The organism is Streptomyces sp. NPDC059696 (genome assembly GCF_042733745.1).
Taxonomy (GTDB): domain Bacteria; phylum Actinomycetota; class Actinomycetes; order Streptomycetales; family Streptomycetaceae; genus Streptomyces.
Map to the genome: position 1 here is coordinate 165924 of NZ_JBHWFG010000011.1, position 18808 is coordinate 184731.

At 71.7% G+C, this 18808-nt stretch carries 17 protein-coding genes and 1 pseudogene; 12 read left to right on the plus strand and 6 right to left on the minus strand.

Annotated features, from left to right (window positions below; translation table 11 throughout):
• Positions 1-165 precede the first annotated feature (165 nt).
• Positions 166-529 (plus strand): annotated as a pseudogene (locus ACFV20_RS15095) (alpha/beta hydrolase); the annotation flags it as partial.
• On the opposite strand, the gene ACFV20_RS15100 reads toward ACFV20_RS15095, so the two are convergent.
• Both ACFV20_RS15100 and ACFV20_RS15105 read right to left on the minus strand, forming a co-directional pair.
• On the minus strand, positions 520-1674 hold the full coding sequence (locus ACFV20_RS15100; RefSeq protein ID WP_385656363.1) for an abortive phage infection protein: 1155 nt from the start codon (positions 1672-1674) through the stop codon (positions 520-522). The pseudogene ACFV20_RS15095 and the gene ACFV20_RS15100 sit on opposite strands and share 10 nt — an antisense overlap.
• 142 nt (positions 1675-1816) lie before the next feature.
• Positions 1817-2254: a protein phosphatase gene (locus ACFV20_RS15105; protein ID WP_385656365.1), complete on the minus strand. Its 438-nt coding sequence runs from the start codon at positions 2252-2254 to the stop codon at positions 1817-1819.
• Between the two features lie 284 nt (positions 2255-2538).
• On the opposite strand from ACFV20_RS15105, the gene ACFV20_RS15110 reads away from it, so the two are divergent.
• From ACFV20_RS15110 to ACFV20_RS15130, 5 genes are read left to right on the plus strand one after another with little or no spacing between them, the layout of a single operon-like run.
• Positions 2539-4164, plus strand: coding sequence for an ABC transporter substrate-binding protein (locus ACFV20_RS15110; RefSeq protein WP_385656367.1), 1626 nt, complete (start codon positions 2539-2541; stop codon positions 4162-4164).
• A gap of 3 nt (positions 4165-4167) precedes the next feature.
• Positions 4168-5130, plus strand: a complete 963-nt coding sequence (locus ACFV20_RS15115) for an ABC transporter permease (RefSeq protein ID WP_385656368.1) — start codon at positions 4168-4170, stop codon at positions 5128-5130.
• Positions 5127-7100, plus strand: a complete 1974-nt coding sequence (locus tag ACFV20_RS15120) for a dipeptide/oligopeptide/nickel ABC transporter permease/ATP-binding protein (RefSeq protein WP_385656370.1) — start codon at positions 5127-5129, stop codon at positions 7098-7100. The genes ACFV20_RS15115 and ACFV20_RS15120 overlap by 4 nt, the downstream gene beginning before the upstream one ends.
• Positions 7097-8116, plus strand: a complete 1020-nt coding sequence (locus ACFV20_RS15125; RefSeq protein ID WP_385656372.1) for an oligopeptide/dipeptide ABC transporter ATP-binding protein — start codon at positions 7097-7099, stop codon at positions 8114-8116. Before ACFV20_RS15120 ends, ACFV20_RS15125 begins: the two co-directional genes overlap by 4 nt.
• A complete protein-coding gene (locus ACFV20_RS15130; protein WP_385656374.1) occupies positions 8113-9045 on the plus strand; it encodes a dihydrodipicolinate synthase family protein in 933 nt (310 codons plus the stop codon). The genes ACFV20_RS15125 and ACFV20_RS15130 overlap by 4 nt, the downstream gene beginning before the upstream one ends.
• 175 nt (positions 9046-9220) lie before the next feature.
• Here the strand turns inward: ACFV20_RS15130 and ACFV20_RS15135 are convergent, their stop codons facing one another.
• Both ACFV20_RS15135 and leuA read right to left on the minus strand, forming a co-directional pair.
• The gene (locus tag ACFV20_RS15135) at positions 9221-9919 is read right to left on the minus strand and encodes a TerB family tellurite resistance protein (RefSeq protein ID WP_385656376.1); all 699 of its coding nucleotides are present in this window, start codon (positions 9917-9919) and stop codon (positions 9221-9223) included.
• A gap of 211 nt (positions 9920-10130) precedes the next feature.
• Positions 10131-11852 (minus strand): 2-isopropylmalate synthase, encoded by a 1722-nt coding sequence (leuA, locus tag ACFV20_RS15140; RefSeq protein WP_385656377.1) that lies wholly within the window; start codon positions 11850-11852, stop codon positions 10131-10133.
• A 334-nt stretch (positions 11853-12186) separates the two neighbouring features.
• Between leuA and ACFV20_RS15145 the strand changes: the two genes are divergently transcribed.
• The 4 genes from ACFV20_RS15145 (at position 12187) to ACFV20_RS15160 (ending at position 15579) form a co-directional block, all read left to right on the plus strand.
• A complete protein-coding gene (locus ACFV20_RS15145) occupies positions 12187-13248 on the plus strand; it encodes a M4 family metallopeptidase (RefSeq protein WP_385656378.1) in 1062 nt (353 codons plus the stop codon).
• Positions 13249-13268: 20 nt separating this feature from the next.
• Positions 13269-13535: a protealysin inhibitor emfourin gene (locus tag ACFV20_RS15150; protein WP_385656380.1), complete on the plus strand. Its 267-nt coding sequence runs from the start codon at positions 13269-13271 to the stop codon at positions 13533-13535.
• 58 nt (positions 13536-13593) lie between these two features.
• Positions 13594-14928 (plus strand): GH1 family beta-glucosidase, encoded by a 1335-nt coding sequence (locus ACFV20_RS15155; RefSeq protein ID WP_385656382.1) that lies wholly within the window; start codon positions 13594-13596, stop codon positions 14926-14928.
• 204 nt (positions 14929-15132) lie between these two features.
• Positions 15133-15579: an ATP-binding protein gene (locus ACFV20_RS15160; protein ID WP_385656384.1), complete on the plus strand. Its 447-nt coding sequence runs from the start codon at positions 15133-15135 to the stop codon at positions 15577-15579.
• A 168-nt stretch (positions 15580-15747) separates the two neighbouring features.
• Here the strand turns inward: ACFV20_RS15160 and era are convergent, their stop codons facing one another.
• Entirely contained in the window at positions 15748-16710 is a 963-nt protein-coding gene (gene era / locus ACFV20_RS15165; protein WP_385656386.1) for a GTPase Era, read from the minus strand.
• Positions 16711-16870: 160 nt separating this feature from the next.
• Between era and ACFV20_RS15170 the strand changes: the two genes are divergently transcribed.
• Positions 16871-18181: an ammonium transporter gene (locus ACFV20_RS15170; RefSeq protein WP_385656388.1), complete on the plus strand. Its 1311-nt coding sequence runs from the start codon at positions 16871-16873 to the stop codon at positions 18179-18181.
• Positions 18178-18516 (plus strand): P-II family nitrogen regulator, encoded by a 339-nt coding sequence (locus tag ACFV20_RS15175; protein WP_385656390.1) that lies wholly within the window; start codon positions 18178-18180, stop codon positions 18514-18516. Before ACFV20_RS15170 ends, ACFV20_RS15175 begins: the two co-directional genes overlap by 4 nt.
• Positions 18517-18542: 26 nt before the next feature.
• Here ACFV20_RS15175 and ACFV20_RS15180 read toward each other — a convergent pair whose 3' ends face one another.
• Positions 18543-18806, minus strand: coding sequence for a hypothetical protein (locus tag ACFV20_RS15180; protein ID WP_385656392.1), 264 nt, complete (start codon positions 18804-18806; stop codon positions 18543-18545).
• Positions 18807-18808: the final 2 nt, after the last annotated feature.

An 18808-nucleotide genomic window follows, 5' to 3' on the forward strand; every position in this document is an offset into this window, starting at 1 on the left:
AACGAGGCGCTTTTCGAAACAATCCAGCCGCGGGAGCAACGGAATGCCACGCGGAGCGCGCACGACCCCCCGCACCACCGGCTCTCACGAAGCCGTTGGGGGCGACCGGCGCGCACCCGAGAGGCGTTCATGGGGTAAACCCCCTGCCGGATCAGGCAGTTGCCCCCCGACTCCGCCGACGCCTACCAGAAGGACGTCCGCGAGAGCCGGCCGCCCACCCGCTGACCGCGGGCATGCCGCGCGGGCCGATGGTGTGCGCCGCCTGGCTGTTCGCTCCGAGGGAGGCGGCCGTACGGACACGGGTCACGGGCCCTCCACCATCCTGCTCGTGCAGAACGAACGGGACGTCGCCACCCCGCTCGCCGGGGCGCGCACGCTGCGCCGGGCCCTCAGGGACCGGGCCGTCATGGTCACCGTGAACTCCACCGGCCACGACGCCCATCTGGACAACGGCAACGCCTGCGGCGACCGGACCGTCTCCGGGTTCCTGGCCACCGGCCGACGGCCCGCCGCCGACCTCTACTGCGACTGCACGGTGCGGTGGCCCGCCGCCCCGTACCGGCGGGCCACCGCGTGGAACGCCTCCTTCGGCTCCCAGTGCCAGCCGGAGGAGGGGTCATCGGGGCGGTCCTTGATGACTTTGGTGAGGGCGTATGACGCCATGTCGAGGTCGAGGCGGGGCGCGTCCGGGCGGTGCGGGGCGTCGGCGCTGATGAACTCGAAGGCCATCGCCGCGTACAGGCCCATCGACGCGAAGACGTCCAGCAACCCGCCCACGTGGTCGGCCTGGACGCGCTCGCTGCGGACCAGGTCGCCCTTGATCTCCGGTGGTTGCTTGTCGTAGTCGACGACGTCCCAGCCCATGCCGCCGGTCTCGGGCGCACCGGCGTACGCGCAGGTGCCGAACTCGGTGACGGCCAGCGGCTTGCCCCAGCGCAGGTACTGCTTCAGTTCCCGGACGTGATCCGACCGCTTGCGGAAGTACGAGTAGTAGTCGATGCCGACGATGTCGAAGAGGTTCCAGTCCGGGTCGTCGATGTCCTGGGCCGCGGCGTAGCTCAGGTTGCCCTTGAAGACGGAGCGGCCGGTCCGCGCGGCCTTCGCCGTGAACGCGGTGAGGCGGCGCAGCGTCGTCGGCCGGTCGACGGTGCCGTTGCGGAGGTTCTCGATGCGCTCCAGCGCCGTTCCGCCCGGCAGGATGCCGGGGACGAACAGCCAGAACTCGCAGCCGACGCTGAAGTCGACGCTCGCGCCGTGCTTCCGCAGCCGCTCCGCGAACCGGCCGGTCTCGGCCATGTGCTCCAGGATGTCGCGCTGCGGGGCGTCTCCGAGGGTCGGCTGCAGCCAGACGTGCAGCCCGCGCTCGGCGGCCTCGGCGGCGGTCGTCGTGAGGCGCTCGACGCCGTCGCCCGTGACGTCGACGGTGTCGGCGCGCAGTCCGTCCCGGATGGCCCGGATGTCGTGGCGCATCCGCCGGGCGCTCCACGCGGTGCCCGGCGTCTCCCCGGCCCCGACCGTGTAGACGACGCCCCGGCGCCGCAGCCCGCGGCCGTGCGGGGCGTCCACGGCCCGGGCCTGCCCCGCCACCCCGGCGATCCCCACCGCCGCGGCCCCCGCCAGGAACTGCGCCCGGCTGATTCCCCGCGTCCGCCCGGTCCCCTCGGTCTCATCCATGCCGCCCACTGTGCCGAAGGGGCGTCGGGCGCGCCGTCGGCCGTCGGTCTACGCCGCCGCGACCAAGGGATGAGGTGACCGCGCCGAAGGAGAGGCTCGCCCATGCCCGCCACTGCCCGCTCGCGTACCGGCCGGCCCGTGTTCACCCCTCGCCGAACCGGCGCACGTACCGCCGCTGCCACGGCGTCTCCACCGCACCCCGGTGGTAATACCGGCGGACGTACGCCACCGCCTCCTCCCCCGGTACCCCCTCCAGCACCGCCAGGCAGGCCAGTGCCGTGCCCGTGCGGCCTCGGCCGCCTCCGCAGGCGAGTTCCACCCGCTCCCCGGCGCTGCGTTCCCACGCGTCGGCCAGCACCGCCCGTGCCGCCGCCCGGTCCGACGGGAGGCGAAAGTCGGGCCAGCGGATCCACGCGGACGCCCAGGGGACCTGGGGCGGCGGCCGGTCCAGCAGGTAGACGCCGTAGGAGGGCCGGGGCGCCCCGGGGTCCAGGGCGTGGCGCAGGCCCCGGCCCCGTACCAGCCGGCCGGACGGCAGGCGCAGGACGCCGGCGTCACTCTCGTTCCACAGCTCGCTCACCCCCTCATCCTGGTCCGCCCCCGCCCGCCAGGTGGCGGAACGCGAAGGTCCGCCGGCCCGGCGCAGGCCGCGAGAACGGCTCGGCACCGGTGCCGCACCTGCGCTGATACACCGTCAACTGAGTCGCCGCGCAGCGCCATTGGTCCGCCCTCTGGCGGCTACGCCATTCGTGTGCGAGCTCTTGACCACCCCCACGGCCCCTCCTATGGTCGCGCTGACCAGAGGACGTAGGACGTCGTATCTCCGCTGCCAGTCCCCTCCCCCCAGACCTCGCTGGAGGACCCGTGCGCGACGTGACCCCCGACGTGCCGGCGCCGCACCGCCGGGCGTTCCTGAAGTACACGGGCGCGCTGGGCGCGGCCGCCGCCGTCTCCGCGTCGCTGTCGGCCTGCTCCGGGCCGGAGTCCACCAACGACACCGGCAGCGGCGGCGGCCGGGACCGGACCCTGACCGCGGTGATCGGCTACGGCAACGACGGCAGCTGGGACCCCACGCAGACGGCGTCCGCGTTCTGCATGGCCGCCAACCACCACATCTACGAGGGGCTGCTGGACACGGACCCGATCTCGCGCGAGCCGTACGCCGCGCTGGCGACCGAGGTGCCGAAGGACCCGGGCGGCACCACGTGGAGGTTCACGCTGCGGGAGGGTGCGAGGTTCCACGACGGCGCGCCGGTCACCGCCGACGACGTCGTCTTCGTCTTCGAGCGGATCCTCGACCCGGACACGCAGACCCTCGCCAAGGGCTTCTTCGCGAGCTGGCTGAAGGAGGTCCGGAAGATCGACGCGCGGAACGTGGAGCTGGTGCTGAAGTTCCCGTTCCCGGACGGGCTGTCGCGGCTGACGCTCGCCAAGGTCATGCCGAAGCACGTGTTCTCCCGGCCGGGTGCCTGGGACGACGCCATCAAGGGCAAGGCGATCGGCTCGGGGCCGTACCGGCAGACCGCGCACCACCCGAAGTCCAACACGACGTTCGAGGCGTTCGACGGCTACAACGGCCCCCGCAAGCCCGCCTTCCGGAAGATGAACTGGCTGACGATCGTGGACGCCGCACCGCGCGTCGCGAAGATCTCGGGGTCGAGCGCGGGCGCGCAGATCGCCGACAACATCCCCTACGCCAACATCGGGCAGCTGGAGAGCGGGGGCATGACGGTCGCCGGCGGGGCCGGGATGAACAACCTGTTCCTGATGTTCAACACCGCGCACAAGCCGTTCGACGACGTGCGGGTGCGCCAGGCGCTGCGCTACGCCATCGACACCGGGAAGATGGTGGAGGTCGCGCTCAAGGGCCACGGCAAGCCGTCCAGTTCCTTCCTCGACGAGGCCAACCCGTCCTACCGCCGGGCGAAGACGGTCTACGACCACGACCCGGACAAGGCGAAGGCGCTGCTGAGGCAGGCCGGGGTCAAGGGGCTGAGCATCGACATCCTGGCCGTCAACGTCAGCTGGATCGTCGACTGCCTGCCGACCATCAAGGCGTCCTGGGACGCGATCGGGGTGCAGACGACCTTGTCGCCGCAGGAGACCACGGCCGTGTTCACGAAGCTGGACCAGAAGCAGGACTACCAGGTCGTCGTGGCCGCCTCGAACCCCAACCAGTTCGGCCTCGACGCCGACCTGATCATGCACTACAACCACGGTCCCGAGAACCTCTGGATGCAGTACACCCGCTGGGCCGCCGACCCCGTCGCCCGGCAGCTCTTCAAGGACATGGACCGGGCCACCCGGGAGCCCGACCCGGCGCGGAAGAAGGCGATGGTCCAGGACTACATCGACGTCGTCGCCGAACAGGCCGTGCTCTACCCGGTCGTCCACAACGAGCTGATGACGGCCTGGGACCCGGCACGGCTCAGCGGGATAAGGGCCCAGCCCTACCCCGGCATCAACCTCCTCCAGGCCAGGTGGGCCTAGCGGATGACGGCCGTCGCGCGCATCCTGCTCCGCCGCCTCGCCCTGCTCGTGCCCCTGACGCTCGGCATCGTGCTGTTCGTGTTCCTGGTGATGCGGTTCTCCGACGTCGACCCGGCGTCCGCGTTCTTCCAGGGCGCCAACCCGACGCCGCAGCAGCTGCACGACTTCCGCGAGGAACACGGCCTGCTGGATCCCCTGCCGGTGCGCTACGCCGACTTCGTCGCCGACCTGCTCCACGGCGACCTGGGCACCAGCGCGCTGACCCGTGCGCCGGTGATCGACCAGGTCGCCACCGCGCTGCCGCTCACCCTGCAGCTGACGTTCCTCGGTCTCGGCATCGCGGTCGTGCTGTCCCTCGTGGGCGGGGTGACCGCGGCGATCCACCGGGACCGGCTGCCCGACCAGATCATCCGGGTGGTGTCGCTGACCGGTGTCGCCGCGCCCGGGTTCTGGCTGGCGCTGCTGATGATCCAGTACCTGGCGGTCGACCTGGGCTGGTTCCCGACCGGCGGCTACATCAACCCGGCCGACTCCTTCACGGGCTGGCTGAAGACGATGACGCTCCCGGCGCTTGCCCTCTCCCTGCCGGTGGCGGCGCAGCTGACCCGGATCGTGCGCACGGCGGTCGTGGAGGAGCTCGACAAGGACTACGTCCGGACGGCGATCGGCAGCGGACTGCCGCCCCGGGTGGTGGTGGGGCGCAACGTGCTGAGAAACGCCCTGATCAATCCCCTCACCGTGCTCGGTCTGCGGGTCGGCTACCTCCTCGGCGGCGCGGTCGTCATCGAGACGATCTTCTCGCTGCCCGGCATGGGCAAGCTGATGATCGACGCCGTGAAGAACGGCGATCCGGCCGTGGTGCAGGGCGTCGTACTGACCACGGCGGCCGGGTTCGTCGTGGTGAACCTCGTCATCGACGTGCTGTATCTGCTGGTCAACCCGCGACTGAGGGATGCGACGCCATGATGACCCGGAAGAGTCTCACCGCGGCGCTGTCCCGGCCCGGGGTGCGGCTGCGCGGCCTGCGCCGGCTGCCGGCGCTGTCGAAGATCGCCGTCTGTTTCCTGGCCGTCGTCGCCCTGATGGCGCTGCTGGCCCCGCTCCTCGCCCCGCACGACCCGCTCGACCAGCAACCGCCGGCCGACGGCACCGGCCACCCGTCCGCCGCGCACTGGATGGGCCAGGACAGCCTCGGCCGGGACATCCTCAGCCGGCTGATGTACGGGGCGCGCTGGTCGCTCGCGATCGGGCTCGGCGCGACCGGGATCGCCCTGGTGGCCGGTGCGCTGCTCGGGGCGGTCGCGGCCACCTCGCGCAAGGGGGTCGACGAGACGCTGATGCGCTGTCTGGACGTCGTCATGGCGTTCCCGGGCATCGCGCTGGCCGCGGTGCTGGTGGCCGTCTTCGGCGGTGGCATCACGGTGCTGATCTGCGCGATCGCGTTCCTGTTCACACCGCCGGTGGCGCGGGTGGTCCGGGCGAACGTCCTCGACCAGTACGGCGAGGACTATGTGACGGCGGAACGGGTGATCGGCGCGCGGACGCCCTACATCGTGCTGCGGCACGTGGCGGTCAACTGTGCCGCGCCGGTGCTGGTGTTCTGCACGGTCCAGGTCGCCGAGGCGATCGTGTTCGAGGCGTCGCTGTCGTTCATCGGGGCGGGGGTGCGGCCCCCGGACCCGTCCTGGGGCAGTGTCATCGCGGACGGCAAGAACATGGTGCTGACCGGCGGCTGGTGGGCGACGGTGTTCCCCGGGCTGCTGATGCTGGTGACGGTGCTGTCGCTGAACATCCTCTCCGAGGGGGTGTCGGACGCCTGGGCGGCGCCCTCGGCGCGGGAGGTGGACACACCGGAGGACGACCGGCTGGAGGCCGTGGAACCCGGCGGCGGGGAGGTCGTGCCGCTGCCCGGTCTGGTGGAGGCGGCCCGCAGGCTGCGGGCCCGGGCCCGGCACGTCCCCCGGGACGGGCAGCCGTTGCTCGCCGTGGAGAACCTCGTCATCGGCTTCGACCGGCAGCACGGCGGCGTCGACGTCGTGGCCGGCATCAGCTTCGACGTGCACCCCGGGGAGGTGCTCGGGCTGGTCGGCGAGTCGGGCTGCGGCAAGTCCCTCACCGCGCTGGCGATCATGGGCCTGGAGCCGAAGGGGGCACGGGTCGGCGGCCAGGTCCGTTTCCTCCAGCGGGATCTGCTCGCCGAGCCGATGCGCGTCCGGCGCAGGCTGCTCGGCCACGACATGGCGATGATCTACCAGGACGCGCTGTCGTCGCTGAACCCGGCGATGACGATCCGCGCGCAGCTGAAGCAGGTCGTGCGGCGCGGCGGGCGCCGGAGTCCGGCGGAGCTGCTGACGATGGTCGGCCTCGACCCGGAGCGCACGCTGCGCAGCTACCCGCACGAGCTGTCCGGCGGCCAGCGCCAGCGCGTCCTGATCGCCATGGCCCTGTCCCGCGACCCGCGGCTGATCGTCGCCGACGAGCCGACGACCGCGCTGGACGTGACCGTGCAGGCCCAGGTCGTGGAGCTGCTGCTGCGGCTGCGCGCGGAGCTCGGTTTCGCGCTCGTCCTCGTCTCGCACGACCTGGCGCTGGTCGCGGACGTCACCGACCGGGTGGTGGTGATGTACGGCGGGCAGATCGTGGAGACGGGCGTGACCGCGGACCTGGTGGAGGCACCGGCACACCACTACACGCGCGGCCTGCTCGGCAGTGTGCTGTCGCTGGAGTCGGCGCAGGAGCGGATGACGCAGATCAGGGGTGTCGTGCCGTCCCCGGCGGACTTCCCCGCGGGGTGCCGCTTCGCCGGCCGGTGCCCGCGCGTGAGCGAGGTGTGCCGTACGACGGCTCCGGTCCTGGCGGGTCCTGCCGGGCACACGGCGGCCTGTCATCACCCGGCCGTGCGCCCGGCGGCCACGGAGACCGAGGCGGTGTCATGAACGCGCTGGTGGAGTTGGCGGACGCGCATGTCGTCCACAAGGCCCGCAGCGGCGGCCTGTTCGCCCGGGACCGGGTGTACGCCCTGACCGGCGTCGATCTGGCCGTGGCGCCCGGCGAGACCGTCGGTGTGGTCGGCGAGTCCGGCTGCGGCAAGTCGACGCTGGCGAAGGTGCTGGTCGGTGTGCAGCGGCCGACGCGCGGCACGGTGTCGTTCCATGGCCGTGACCTGCGGGCGATGCCGGCCGCCGAGCGCCGCCGGGCCGTCGGCGCCGGCATCGGCATGGTCTTCCAGGACCCGTCGACGGCCCTGAACCGCCGTCTGACCGTCCGGCAGATCCTGCGGGACCCGCTCGACGTGCACGACCGCGGCACGCGAGACCGGCGGGAGGAGAGGGTCCGCGAGTTGATGTCCCTCGTGGGTCTGCCCCGGGGCCTCGCCGCCGCGCTGCCGGCCCAGTTGTCGGGCGGGCAGCGCCAGCGCGTCGCGATCGCCCGGGCGCTCGCGCTGGACCCGGGTCTGGTCGTGGCGGACGAGCCGACCAGCGCCCTGGACGTGTCGGTCCGCGCCCAGATCCTCAACCTCCTGCTCGACCTGAAGGAACGTCTGGGCCTGGCCCTGGTGTTCGTCTCCCACGACATCCGCACGGTACGGCGGATGAGCGACCGCGTGATCACCATGTACCTGGGCCGGATCGTGGAGGACTCCCCGGCCGACCTGGTCACCGGCCGGGCCCGGCATCCGTACACCCGCGCCCTGTTCTCCGCCACGCCCGGCCTGCTCGACCCGGTCGACCCGATCCCGCTGACCGGTCCGGTGCCGTCGGCGACCCGCCCGCCGAGCGGCTGCCCGTTCCGCACGCGCTGCTGGAAGGCGGACGGGACGTGCGCGCGGGAGATGCCGGGCTTTGCCGCCGCGTCGGCGCCCGCACACCGCTACCGCTGCCACCATCCTGTCGGGGAGGACGAGTCGACCCGCGACCTCGTCCGCCGGCCCGACCCGATGGAGGCCCCATGACGTTCAGCCCGCTGACCGGTGTCATCCCGCCCGTCTGCACGCCCCTGACACCGGACGGCGAGGTGGACGTCCCCTCGCTGCTGCGGCTGGTCGACCATCTGGTGGCCGGCGGGGTGCACGGCCTGTTCGTCCTCGGCTCGACCTCGGAGGCGGCGTTCCTGCCGGACCGGCAGCGCAGGCTGGTCGTCGAAGCGGTCGCGGGTCATGTGGGCGGGCGGCTCCCGGTGCTGGCCGGGGCGATCGACATGACGACGCCCCGGGTCCTGGACCACGTCGCGTCGGTGACGGCGGCGGGCGCGGACGCGGTCGTCGTCACCGTCCCGTTCTACGCCCGCACCCACCCCGCGGAGATCGCCCGCCACTACCGCGCCGTGGCCGCCGCGAGCCCGGTCCCGGTGATCGCCTACGACCTTCCCGTCGCCGTCCACACGAAGCTGCCGGCCGACGTGGTGCTGGAACTCGCCGCGGACGGGGTCGTGGCCGGGCTCAAGGACTCCAGCGGTGACCTGGCCGCCTTCCGCCAGGTCGTGACCGGCGTCCGGCAGCACGGGGGCATCACCGGCTTCAGCGTGCTGACCGGGTCCGAGCTGATCGTCGACGCGGCCCTCGCGATCGGCGCGGACGGCACGGTGCCGGGCCTCGGCAACGTCGACCCGCACGGCTATGTGCGCCTGGACCGGCTGTGCCGCGCCGGGGACTGGGACGGGGCCCGTGCCGAACAGGAGCGGCTGTGTGCCCTGTTCGGCATGGTGACGGTCGGCGATCCGGCCCGCATGGGCCCGAACTCCTCGGCGATCGGGGCGTTCAAGGCCGCGCTGCACCTGCGGGGCGTCATCGACTGCCCGGCGACGGCCCAGCCGCAGATCCCGCTGGCGCCGGACGAGGTGGAGCAGGTCGGGAAGTACCTCGCGGCGGCCGGTCTGCTCTAGGGAACCCGCCCGTCCGTCGGGCGCTGCCCGGCGTCACCATGCCCGACTCGTAGGCGACGACGACGAGCTGGGCCCGGTCCCGGGCCGCCTGGATCGGTCTCCGGACTCCCGCCGGACGGGGGCCGGTTCGTCGGGCGTGAGGTCGAGTCCGGGGGGGTACTGCGGGGGGCGGGTCCTACGAAGGGGTGCGCGCCGCCGCGGCGAGCAGGCGGGTGACGTCGGCGGAGCAGATGGTGAGCGCCGCCCCCACCGTCGCGAGCACGTCCCGTTCGGCCGGGGTGTACGGGCCGTCCGCCAGGGCGATGCGGGCGCCCTGCAGCAGGATCGATTCGCGGCCGACGGCGGCGAGGTGCGGGGTGAGCGGGTCCAGCGCCTCGTGGAGCTCTATGGCCAGCCCCGCGCCGCAGGGTTCACCGGCGATCCGGCCGGTGTCGGCCTCCAGCGCCTCGACGAGGGCGGCCAGCTGCTCCTCCGTGCAGTCGTCGAACCCGGCGGCGCGCACGGCGAGGACGGCGGCCTCCAGTGCCGCACGGGATCCGGCGCCGCCCGCCGCCAGCACCGCGAGGGCGACGGTGTGCACGGCGTCGCGGAGCATCGCCGAGAAGCGGGTGGTCGTCGGATGGTCGAGGACGTCGGTGCCGAAGTGGCGGCGGCAGGCGGCGCACTCCACGACCGGCCCGGTCTCGCCGCGCGGCAGCACGGGCAGGCCGAGCAGGGTGAAGCGGCGTTGTCCGGTCAGCCGCTGGTAGTTGCGGTCGCCGCCGCAGCCGGGGCAGAAGAACTCTCCGTCACCGGCGGTCGTCCACGCGGTTCGGGTGCCCAGGATGCGAGAAAGCCTGGCGGCATGGCCGTTTCGTCCCCGTCCTGGCAGCACGTCGCACCTCCGTCACGCCGCACGGCAACGTCGCCGCGCTTGCGTGATGTTAGCCACATCCGAGACGAGGAGTCAGCACCCCGGAGGAGACCTTTCCGTGACCTCCACAGCAATTGGCCGGTATGCGACGGGGCTCCGCCCGCCGGACAACGGCGGACGGAGCCCCTGTGGCATCCGTGGGCGGCCGGTGGCCGCGGACCCGTACGGCTGGTCAGCGAGCCGCGCGGTTGACGGCCGAGACCACGGCCTTCAGCGAGGCCCGGGTGGTGTTGGCGTCGATTCCGATGCCCCACAGGACCTTGTCCTCGATCGCGCACTCGATGTACGAGGCGGCCTGCGCGGAGGCTCCCTCGCTCATCGTGTGCTCCTGGTAGTCCAGCAGGCGTACGTCGATGCCCACGGACTGCAGGGCGTCGAAGAAGGCCGAGATCGGACCGTTGCCCGTACCGGTCAGGACGGTGTCCTGACCGTCGACCGTGGCCTCCACCTTCAGCGTGTCCACGCCGTCGGTGTCGGTGGTCGACTGGCCGTTGCGGACCTGGATGCGGCCCCAGGGGTTGTCGGGGTTCGGCAGGTACTCGTCCTGGAAGACGGCCCAGATGTCCTTCGGCGTGACCTCGCCGCCCTCCGCGTCCGTCTTCGCCTGGATGAGCCTGGAGAACTCGATCTGCATCCGGCGCGGCAGTTCCAGCTTGTGGTCGTTCTTCAGGACGTAGGCGATACCGCCCTTGCCGGACTGCGAGTTGACCCGGATGACGGCCTCGTAGGAGCGGCCGACGTCCTTGGGGTCGATCGGCAGGTACGGCACGGCCCACTCGATGTCGTCGACGGTGACGCCCTTGGCCTTCGCGTCGGCCTCCATGGCGTCGAAGCCCTTCTTGATGGCGTCCTGGTGGGAGCCGGAGAAGGACGTGTAGACCAGGTCGCCCACGTACGGGTGGCGGGGGTGGACCTCCATCTGGTTGCAGTACTCCCACGTGCGACGGATCTCGTCGATGTCGGAGAAGTCGATCTGCGGGTCGACGCCCTGGGAGAACAGGTTCATGCCCAGGGTGACCAGGTCGACGTTGCCGGTGCGCTCGCCCTGCCCGAACAGGCAGCCCTCGACGCGGTCGGCGCCGGCCATCAGCGCCAGCTCGGCGGCGGCGACGGCGGTGCCGCGGTCGTTGTGCGGGTGGATGGACAGGCAGACGTGCTCGCGGCGGGAGAGGTTGCGGCCCATCCACTCGAAGCGGTCGGCGTGCGTGGACGGCGTCGAACGCTCCACGGTGGCGGGCAGGTTCAGGATGATCTCGCGGCCCGGACCGGGCTGCCAGACGTCCATGACCGCCTCGCAGACCTCCAGGGCGAAGTCCAGCTCGGTGTCGGTGAAGATCTCGGGGCTGTACTGGTAGCCGAACTCGGTCTCCGGGCCCAGCAGCTTCTCCGCGTACTCCATGACCAGCCGGGTGCCGTCGACGGCGATCTGCTTGATGTCCTCCCTGGAGCCGCGGAAGACGACCCGGCGGAAGACCGGGGCCGTGGCGTTGTACAGGTGGACCGTGGCGCGCCTGGCGCCCTTCAGGGACTCCACCGTGCGCTCGATCAGGTCCTCGCGGGCCTGGGTCAGTACGGAGATGGTGACGTCGTCCGGGATGGCCCCGGGCTCCTCGATGATGGAGCGCACGAAGTCGAAGTCGGTCTGGCCGGAGGCCGGGAAGCCGACCTCGATCTCCTTGTAGCCCATCTTCACCAGCAGGTCGAACATGGCGCGCTTGCGGGCCGGCGACATGGGGTCGATCAGGGCCTGGTTGCCGTCGCGCAGGTCGGTGGAGAGCCAGCGGGGGGCGGTGGTGATGCGCTGCTCCGGCCAGGTGCGGTCCGGGATGTCGACCTGCTCGTAGCGGCCGTACTTGTGGATCGGCATGGAACTGGGCTGCTGGCGGTTCGCCATGATGCGGGGGCTCCTCAGGGGGTGTCCGGAAGGACGGCCGACGACGCAGCACCAAGCTCCGCGGGGAGGGAGTCGGCCTCGACTACAGGCCCTCGCCGCGGCAGCTAAGGAGAAGCAGCCCGAAACGCATGATGCGCAGCATGCTAGCCGAGCCTCTCCCCGGCGCGTGGGGTCGTATCAGTATGCGGGACGGTACGCCCAAACGGGACAAAAAGTGCGCTACACCACTGCGCCATAGCACTCTGCACAGAGCGTGAGGGTCGTTGTCCCGGTATTTCACCAATCATGGTGGCGACTAGTGACAGTCTCGTCACTCAGTGCAAGGGTGCCGGGCATGACGACTCACGGGGGCTTCGAGCCCGTCTTCTGCACCATCGTTCCGCCCCACGTCCTCGACAGACTCGCCCAGGCCGAGGACCCCGCACTCGCCGGCCCCGCCCGCCGCACCCTGCAGCGCGACGCCTTCGAGCGCACCCAGCGCCGCCTCACCACGGTCATCGGCGCCGCCGCCGTCGCCGCGGTCGCCGACGGCAAGCCGCGGCGCACCGTCCACGACGCCCGGCACGGCACCGACCTGCCCGGCCACAAGGTCCGCGGCGAGGGCGACAAGCCCGGCAAGGACGCCACCGTCAACCGCGCCTACGCCGGTCTCGGCGCCACCTTCGAGCTGTTCCTCCAGGCCTACGGGCGCGATTCGATCGACGGCGGGGGCCTGCCGCTGAACGCGACGGTGCACTACGACCGGGACTACAACAACGCCTTCTGGAACGGCGAGCAGATGGTCTTCGGGGACGGGGACGGGGAGATCTTCCTCGACTTCACCATCCCGATCGACGTCATCGGCCACGAACTCGCGCACGGCGTCACGCAGTACACGGCCAACCTCACCTACTTCGGCCAGCCCGGCGCGCTCAACGAGTCCCTGTCGGACGTCTTCGGCGCGATGATCAAGCAGTACACCCTCGGCCAGACGGCCGCCGAGGCCGACTGGCTGATCGGCGCGGGCCTGCTCGCCCCGCGGGTGACGGGCACGGCGCTGCGCTCCATGAAAGCGCCGGGCACGGCGTACGACGACGACGTCCTCGGCAAGGACCCGCAGCCGGCGACCATGGACGACTTCGTGCGCACCGGCCGCGACAATGGCGGTGTTCACATCAACTCCGGCATCCCGAACCACGCCTTCTACCTCGCGGCCACGGCCCTCGGCGGCCACGCCTGGGAACGGGCCGGGCAAGTCTGGTACGACGTCCTGACCGGCGGCGAGCTGAAGCAGGAGGCGATGTTCACCGACTTCGCCACGCTCACCGTGAAGGCCGCCCGGGAGCGCTTCGGCGACGGGGAGGAGCTGGACGCCGTCTCCAAGGCCTGGGAGCAGGTCGGGGTGCGGACCCTGTAGTTCCGTACTAGACAGGTGCCATGCGGATTCAGGTGAGGCGCACGGGCGGGTTCGCGGGCATCGAGCGGTACGCCGAGGTGGACACCGCGGACCGGCCCGATGCCGCGGAGTGGCACGCCCTGGCCGATCAGGCTGTGGCCGCCGGGCGGAGCACGCCTCCGCTCGGGGTCCCGGACGGGTTCGCCTACCAGCTCACGGTGGACGGGAAGACCGTGTACTGCGCGGACCCCCGGCTGACGGACGAGCAGCGCAGGCTGATCTCGAAAGTACTGAAGGAAGGCGCTTGACGGGCAGTTCCCACCGGGCCGTTGACTTCCGTTACCGCCGGTACGGATGATCCGGCGCATGGCGACTGACGCAGGCAACCCGATCCCCCGCTTCCCGGACGGCTTCCTCTGGGGCGTGTCCACCTCCGCGCACCAGATCGAGGGCGGCGCGAACGAGCGCGAGCCGTCCGTCTGGGACGCCTTCACGGCCACGCCGGGGCATGTGAAGGACGGCTCGACGGCCGCGGTCGCCTGCGACCACGTCCACCGCCACCACGAGGACGTGGCCCTGCTGGCCGGCCTCGGCGTGAACGCCTACCGCTTCTCGGTCTCGTGGCCGCGGGTGCGCTCCGAGAAGGGCCTGGACTTCTACGACCGGCTGGTCGACGACCTGTGCGCGGCGGGGATCCGCCCGGTGCCGACCCTGTTCCACTGGGACCTGCCGACCGACCTGGACTGGCTGGAGCGGGACACCGCCGAGCACTTCGCCGCGTACGTCTCGGCGGTCGCCGGCCGCCTCGGCGACCGGGTGACGAAGTGGATCACCCTGAACGAGCCCGCCGAGCACACCCTGCTGGGCCACGCCCTGGGCGTGCACGCACCGGGCAAGCGACTGCTGTTCGACGCGCTGCCGGCGGCCCACCACCAGTTGCTCGCCCACGGCCTGGCCGTCCGGGCCCTGCGCGCCTCGGGTGCCACGGACATCGGCGTCGCCAACTCGCACGGCCCGACCTGGCCGGCGTCGGCCGAGGCGGCGGACGTGGAGGCCGCGGACTTCTACGACCTGCTGCTGAACCGCCTGTTCGCGGACCCGCTGCTGCTGGGGCGGTACCCGGACGGCATCGGCGACCTGATGCCGGGCGAGGTGGAGGCGGACCTCGAGGTGATCGCCGAACCGCTCGACTGGTACGGCGTCAACTACTACGCGCCGACCCGGGTGGGTGCTCCGCAGGGCGCACAGATCGAGTTCGGCGGTATTACCATGCCCGCCGAACTGCCCTTCTCCGTGCGGGAGATCGAGGGACGTCCGGTCACGGACTTCGGCTGGCCGGTCGTCCCCGAGGGCCTCACCGAGCTCCTCACCGCCTTCCGCGACCGCTACGGCGACCGGCTCCCGCCCGTGGTCATCACCGAGAACGGCTGCTCGTACCCCGGCGTCGACGACCAGGACCGCATCGCCTACCTGGACGGCCACGTCCGGGCCCTGCACCGGGCGGTGGAGGCGGGCGTCGACGTGCGCGGCTACTTCGTGTGGTCCCTGCTCGACAACTTCGAGTGGGCGGAGGGCTACACACGCCGCTTCGGCCTGGTCCACGTCGACTTCGACACCCTGGAGCGGACCCCCAAGGCGTCCTACCAGTGGTACCGGGAACTGCTGGAGGCGCAGCGCCGCACGGCTCGACACCCACGGTGACGCCGGGCTCCGGCAGGTCCGGCAGGTCCGGCAGGAGAGGGCCCGTCAGATCTGCCGGGGCAGATGGTTGCAGCGTGAACAGCTCTGCGAGCATGATGACGTGTGTGACCAGGCTTGCGGAAGCAGCAACTCCCCCACCGGGCCGGTCCGTTGTCCGCTCATCCCTTCCATGATTGCGCCCACCCCCCACGGAAGGCGATCGCCGTGTCCCCCCACACGACACCCACCCCACGGTTCCTGGACGCGGTACGCCCGGACCGCACCGACTGGCTGGAGCTGCCACCGCAGCGGACCAGCGTCCGGGTCGCCCGCCACGCCATGCGCGCACGGCTGGACGCGTGGCACATTCCCGACGAGCTCTGTGCGAACGCGGTGCTGCTCGTGTCCGAGCTGGTGACCAACGCCGTGCTGCACACGCTGAGCGAACGGATCCTGTGCGGGGTCCAGCTGATGACGGACGCGCGCTTCCGGCTGGAGGTGCACGACGGCGACCGCACGGGCCGCCGCATCCCCGACCGCTGCCCCGGCCCCGACGACGAGGGCGGCCGCGGCCTGCTGCTCGTACGGGAGATGGCCGACGTGTGGGGCATCACCCGCTCGACCCTCACCGGCGGCAACGCGGTGTGGGCGAGCCTCCCCGCGGCCCTCTAGCGGGAGCCCCCGTCAGAACCCCAGCTTCCGCAACTGCCGCGGATCACACTGCCAGTCCTTCGCCACCTTCACATGCAGGTCGAGACCGCATCGACATGCGGCTACCGCCGCGCGGCGGGTGCCCCGACATGCCACACCACCCCACGCCCCCACCGGCCCCGAAGCCCCTCAGAACCCCAGCTTCCGCAACTGCCGCGGATCACGCTGCCAGTCCTTCGCCACCTTCACATGCAGGTCGAGGAAGACGGGAGTGCCGAGCAGGGCCTCGATCTGCTTGCGGGACTTGATGCCGACCTCCTTCAGGCGCTTGCCCTTGGGGCCGATGATGATGCCCTTCTGGCTGGGGCGCTCGATGTAGACGAAGGCGTGGATGTCGAGGAGGGGCTTGTCGGCGGGGCGGTCCTCGCGCGGGAGCATCTCCTCGACGACGACGGCGATGGAGTGCGGCAGCTCGTCGCGCACGCCCTCCAGCGCGGCCTCGCGGATCAGCTCCGCGATCATGACCTGCTCGGGCTCGTCGGTGAGCTCCCCGTCCGGGTACAGCGCCGGCCCCTCCGGCAGGAGCGGGACGATCAGGTCGGCCAGCAGGCCCACCTGCTGGTCGGCGACCGCCGACACCGGGACGATCTCCGCCCACTCGAAGCCGAGCTCCTTGCCGAGCTGGTCGATCGCGATGAGCTGCTCGGCGAGCGTCTTGCCGTCCACCAGGTCGGTCTTCGTCACGATCGCGATCTTCGGCGTCTTCTTGATGGACGCCAGTTCCTTGGCGATGAAACGGTCGCCGGGGCCGAGCTTCTCGTTCGCCGGCAGACAGAAGCCGATCACGTCGACCTCGGCCCACGTCGTGCGCACCACGTCGTTGAGCCGCTCGCCCAGCAGGGTGCGCGGCTTGTGCAGCCCGGGGGTGTCGACCAGGATCAGCTGGGCGTCCGGGCGGTGCACGATGCCCCGCACGGTGTGCCGCGTCGTCTGCGGCTGGTTCGCCGTGATCGCCACCTTCTGGCCGACCAGAGCGTTCGTGAGGGTGGACTTGCCCGCGTTGGGGCGGCCCACGAAGCAGGCGAAGCCAGCCCTGTGGACAGCTCCGGCCGGCTCTTCGGATGACTGGGTACGAACGCTCATGGCGCCCATTGTCCCTGATCCCCGGAGCCGCCCCGCACCGGACGGCCGTGGTGAGCTTCCCGAAACCCTCACGCAACGAAACGTCACGGAAACACACCCGTACGCAACCGGAAACGCAGGCCGGTGAATCTCTGACGAGCCCCCGGAGCCCCCACCTGTTGGAGACACCGTGCCTCTGGCCGCCGCACACGCCGACACCGGCGACACCGCCTGGCTGCTCGCCGCCACCGCCCTCGTCCTGCTGATGACCCCGGGCCTGGCCCTCTTCTACGGCGGCATGGTCCGCACGAAGAGCGTCCTCAACATGCTGATGATGAGCTTCGTCTCGATCGCCCTGGTGACGGTGGTGTGGCTGGCGGCCGGCTACTCGCTCGCCTTCGGCGAGGACGCCGTCGGCGGTCTCATCGGCGGACTGGAGCACGCCGGGATGAGCGGCCTCGGCCCGGACAGCGTCCAGGGCACGGTCCCCACCGTCCTCTTCGCCACCTTCCAGCTCACCTTCGCGATCATCACGGCCGCGCTGGTCAGCGGTGCCGTCGCGGACCGGGCGAAGTTCGGCGCCTGGCTGGTCTTCGTGCCGGTGTGGGCGCTGCTCGTATACGTCCCGGTCGCGCACTGGGTGTGGGGCCCGGGCGGCTGGATCCTGGACCGCCTGGGCGCCCTGGACTTCGCGGGCGGGCTGCCCGTGGAGATCGTCTCCGGCGCCTCGGGGCTGGCGCTGTGCCTGGTCCTGGGCCCGCGCATGGGCTTCAAGAAGGACGCCATGCGCCCGCACAACCTGCCCATGGTGATGCTGGGCGCCGGTCTGCTCTGGTTCGGCTGGTTCGGCTTCAACGCCGGCTCCGCGCTCGGCGCCAACGGCCTCGCGGCCGCCGCGTTCCTCAACACCCTCGCCGCGGGCTGCACGGGCCTGCTCGGCTGGCTCTTCGTGGAGCAGAAGCGCGACGGCCACCCCACCACCCTGGGTGCCGCGTCCGGCGCGGTCGCGGGCCTGGTCGCCATCACCCCGTCCTGCGGGTCCGTCTCCCTGCTCGGCGCACTGGTCGTGGGCCTCGCGGCCGGTGTCGTCTGCTCGTACGCCGTGAGCTGGAAGTTCAAGCTGAACTACGACGACTCCCTGGACGTCGTCGGCGTCCACCTGGTGGGCGGGGTCATCGGCACGCTCCTCATCGGTGTCTTCGCCGTGGAGTCGATGACCGGCGGCGCCGAGGGCCTGCTCTACGGCGGCGGGCTCGGCCAGCTCGGCAGGCAGCTGGTGGCGGTGGTCGTGGTGGCGGCGTACGCGTTCGGGGTGACGTACGGGATCGGCCGGCTGATCGACGCCACGATGGGCCTGCGCGCGAGCGAGGAGCAGGAGCAGACCGGCCTGGACCTTACGGTGCACGCCGAGACGGCCTACGATCACGGGGTCCTGGGCCACGGCGCCCCGGTCTCCTCCTCCGTCCTCTCCCCCGCCCAGAAGGTCACCCCCCAGGCATGAAGCTCATCACCGCGATCGTCAAGCCGTACCGCCTCGACGAGGTCAAGAACGCCCTTCAGGAACTCGGCGTGCACGGTCTGACCGTGAGCGAGGCCAGCGGCTACGGCCGGCAGCGCGGCCACACCGAGGTGTACCGCGGGGCCGAGTACCAGGTGGACCTGGTGCCGAAGGTCCGGATCGAGGTCGTCGTCGAGGACGCGGTGGCCGAGGAGGTCATCGACGCGGTCGTGAAGGCCGCGCACACGGGCAAGATCGGCGACGGCAAGGTGTGGGCGCTGCCCGTCGACACGGTCGTGCGGGTGCGGACGGGCGAGCGCGGCCCCGACGCGCTCTGACACCGGGGCCGCGCTCGCGGCCGGGCTCAGTCGAACACGACCGGGCCGGGTGACTGCGGCCCGGTCGCCGTGCAGGTGAGGGTGATACCGAAGACGGTCATCCGCAGGGAGCCGCCGAAGGCCTCCAGGCGGTCGCCGGAGGCCACGGTGCCGCCGAGGGGGCCGACCTCGACGGGGGCACCGGCGGCCATCGCCGGGTTCTCCGTACCGGTGAAGTCGACGGTACCGCCGCCGCTCCTCACCAGGGTGAGCGTGGACGCGATCGAGCCGGCCTGCTCACCGCCGGTCACAG

Coding starts and splice junctions, on each gene's coding strand:
- ACFV20_RS15100 (WP_385656363.1), bottom strand. CDS start 1,674: ATGGATGAGACCGAGGGGACCGGGCGGACGCGGGGAATCAGCCGGGCG.
- ACFV20_RS15150 (WP_385656380.1), top strand. CDS start 13,269: ATGCGGATTCAGGTGAGGCGCACGGGCGGGTTCGCGGGCATCGAGCGG.
- ACFV20_RS15175 (WP_385656390.1), top strand. CDS start 18,178: ATGAAGCTCATCACCGCGATCGTCAAGCCGTACCGCCTCGACGAGGTC.
- ACFV20_RS15130 (WP_385656374.1), top strand. CDS start 8,113: ATGACGTTCAGCCCGCTGACCGGTGTCATCCCGCCCGTCTGCACGCCC.
- ACFV20_RS15115 (WP_385656368.1), top strand. CDS start 4,168: ATGACGGCCGTCGCGCGCATCCTGCTCCGCCGCCTCGCCCTGCTCGTG.
- ACFV20_RS15155 (WP_385656382.1), top strand. CDS start 13,594: ATGGCGACTGACGCAGGCAACCCGATCCCCCGCTTCCCGGACGGCTTC.
- ACFV20_RS15145 (WP_385656378.1), top strand. CDS start 12,187: ATGACGACTCACGGGGGCTTCGAGCCCGTCTTCTGCACCATCGTTCCG.
- era (WP_385656386.1), bottom strand. CDS start 16,710: ATGGGCGCCATGAGCGTTCGTACCCAGTCATCCGAAGAGCCGGCCGGA.
- leuA (WP_385656377.1), bottom strand. CDS start 11,852: ATGGCGAACCGCCAGCAGCCCAGTTCCATGCCGATCCACAAGTACGGC.
- ACFV20_RS15120 (WP_385656370.1), top strand. CDS start 5,127: ATGATGACCCGGAAGAGTCTCACCGCGGCGCTGTCCCGGCCCGGGGTG.
- ACFV20_RS15125 (WP_385656372.1), top strand. CDS start 7,097: ATGAACGCGCTGGTGGAGTTGGCGGACGCGCATGTCGTCCACAAGGCC.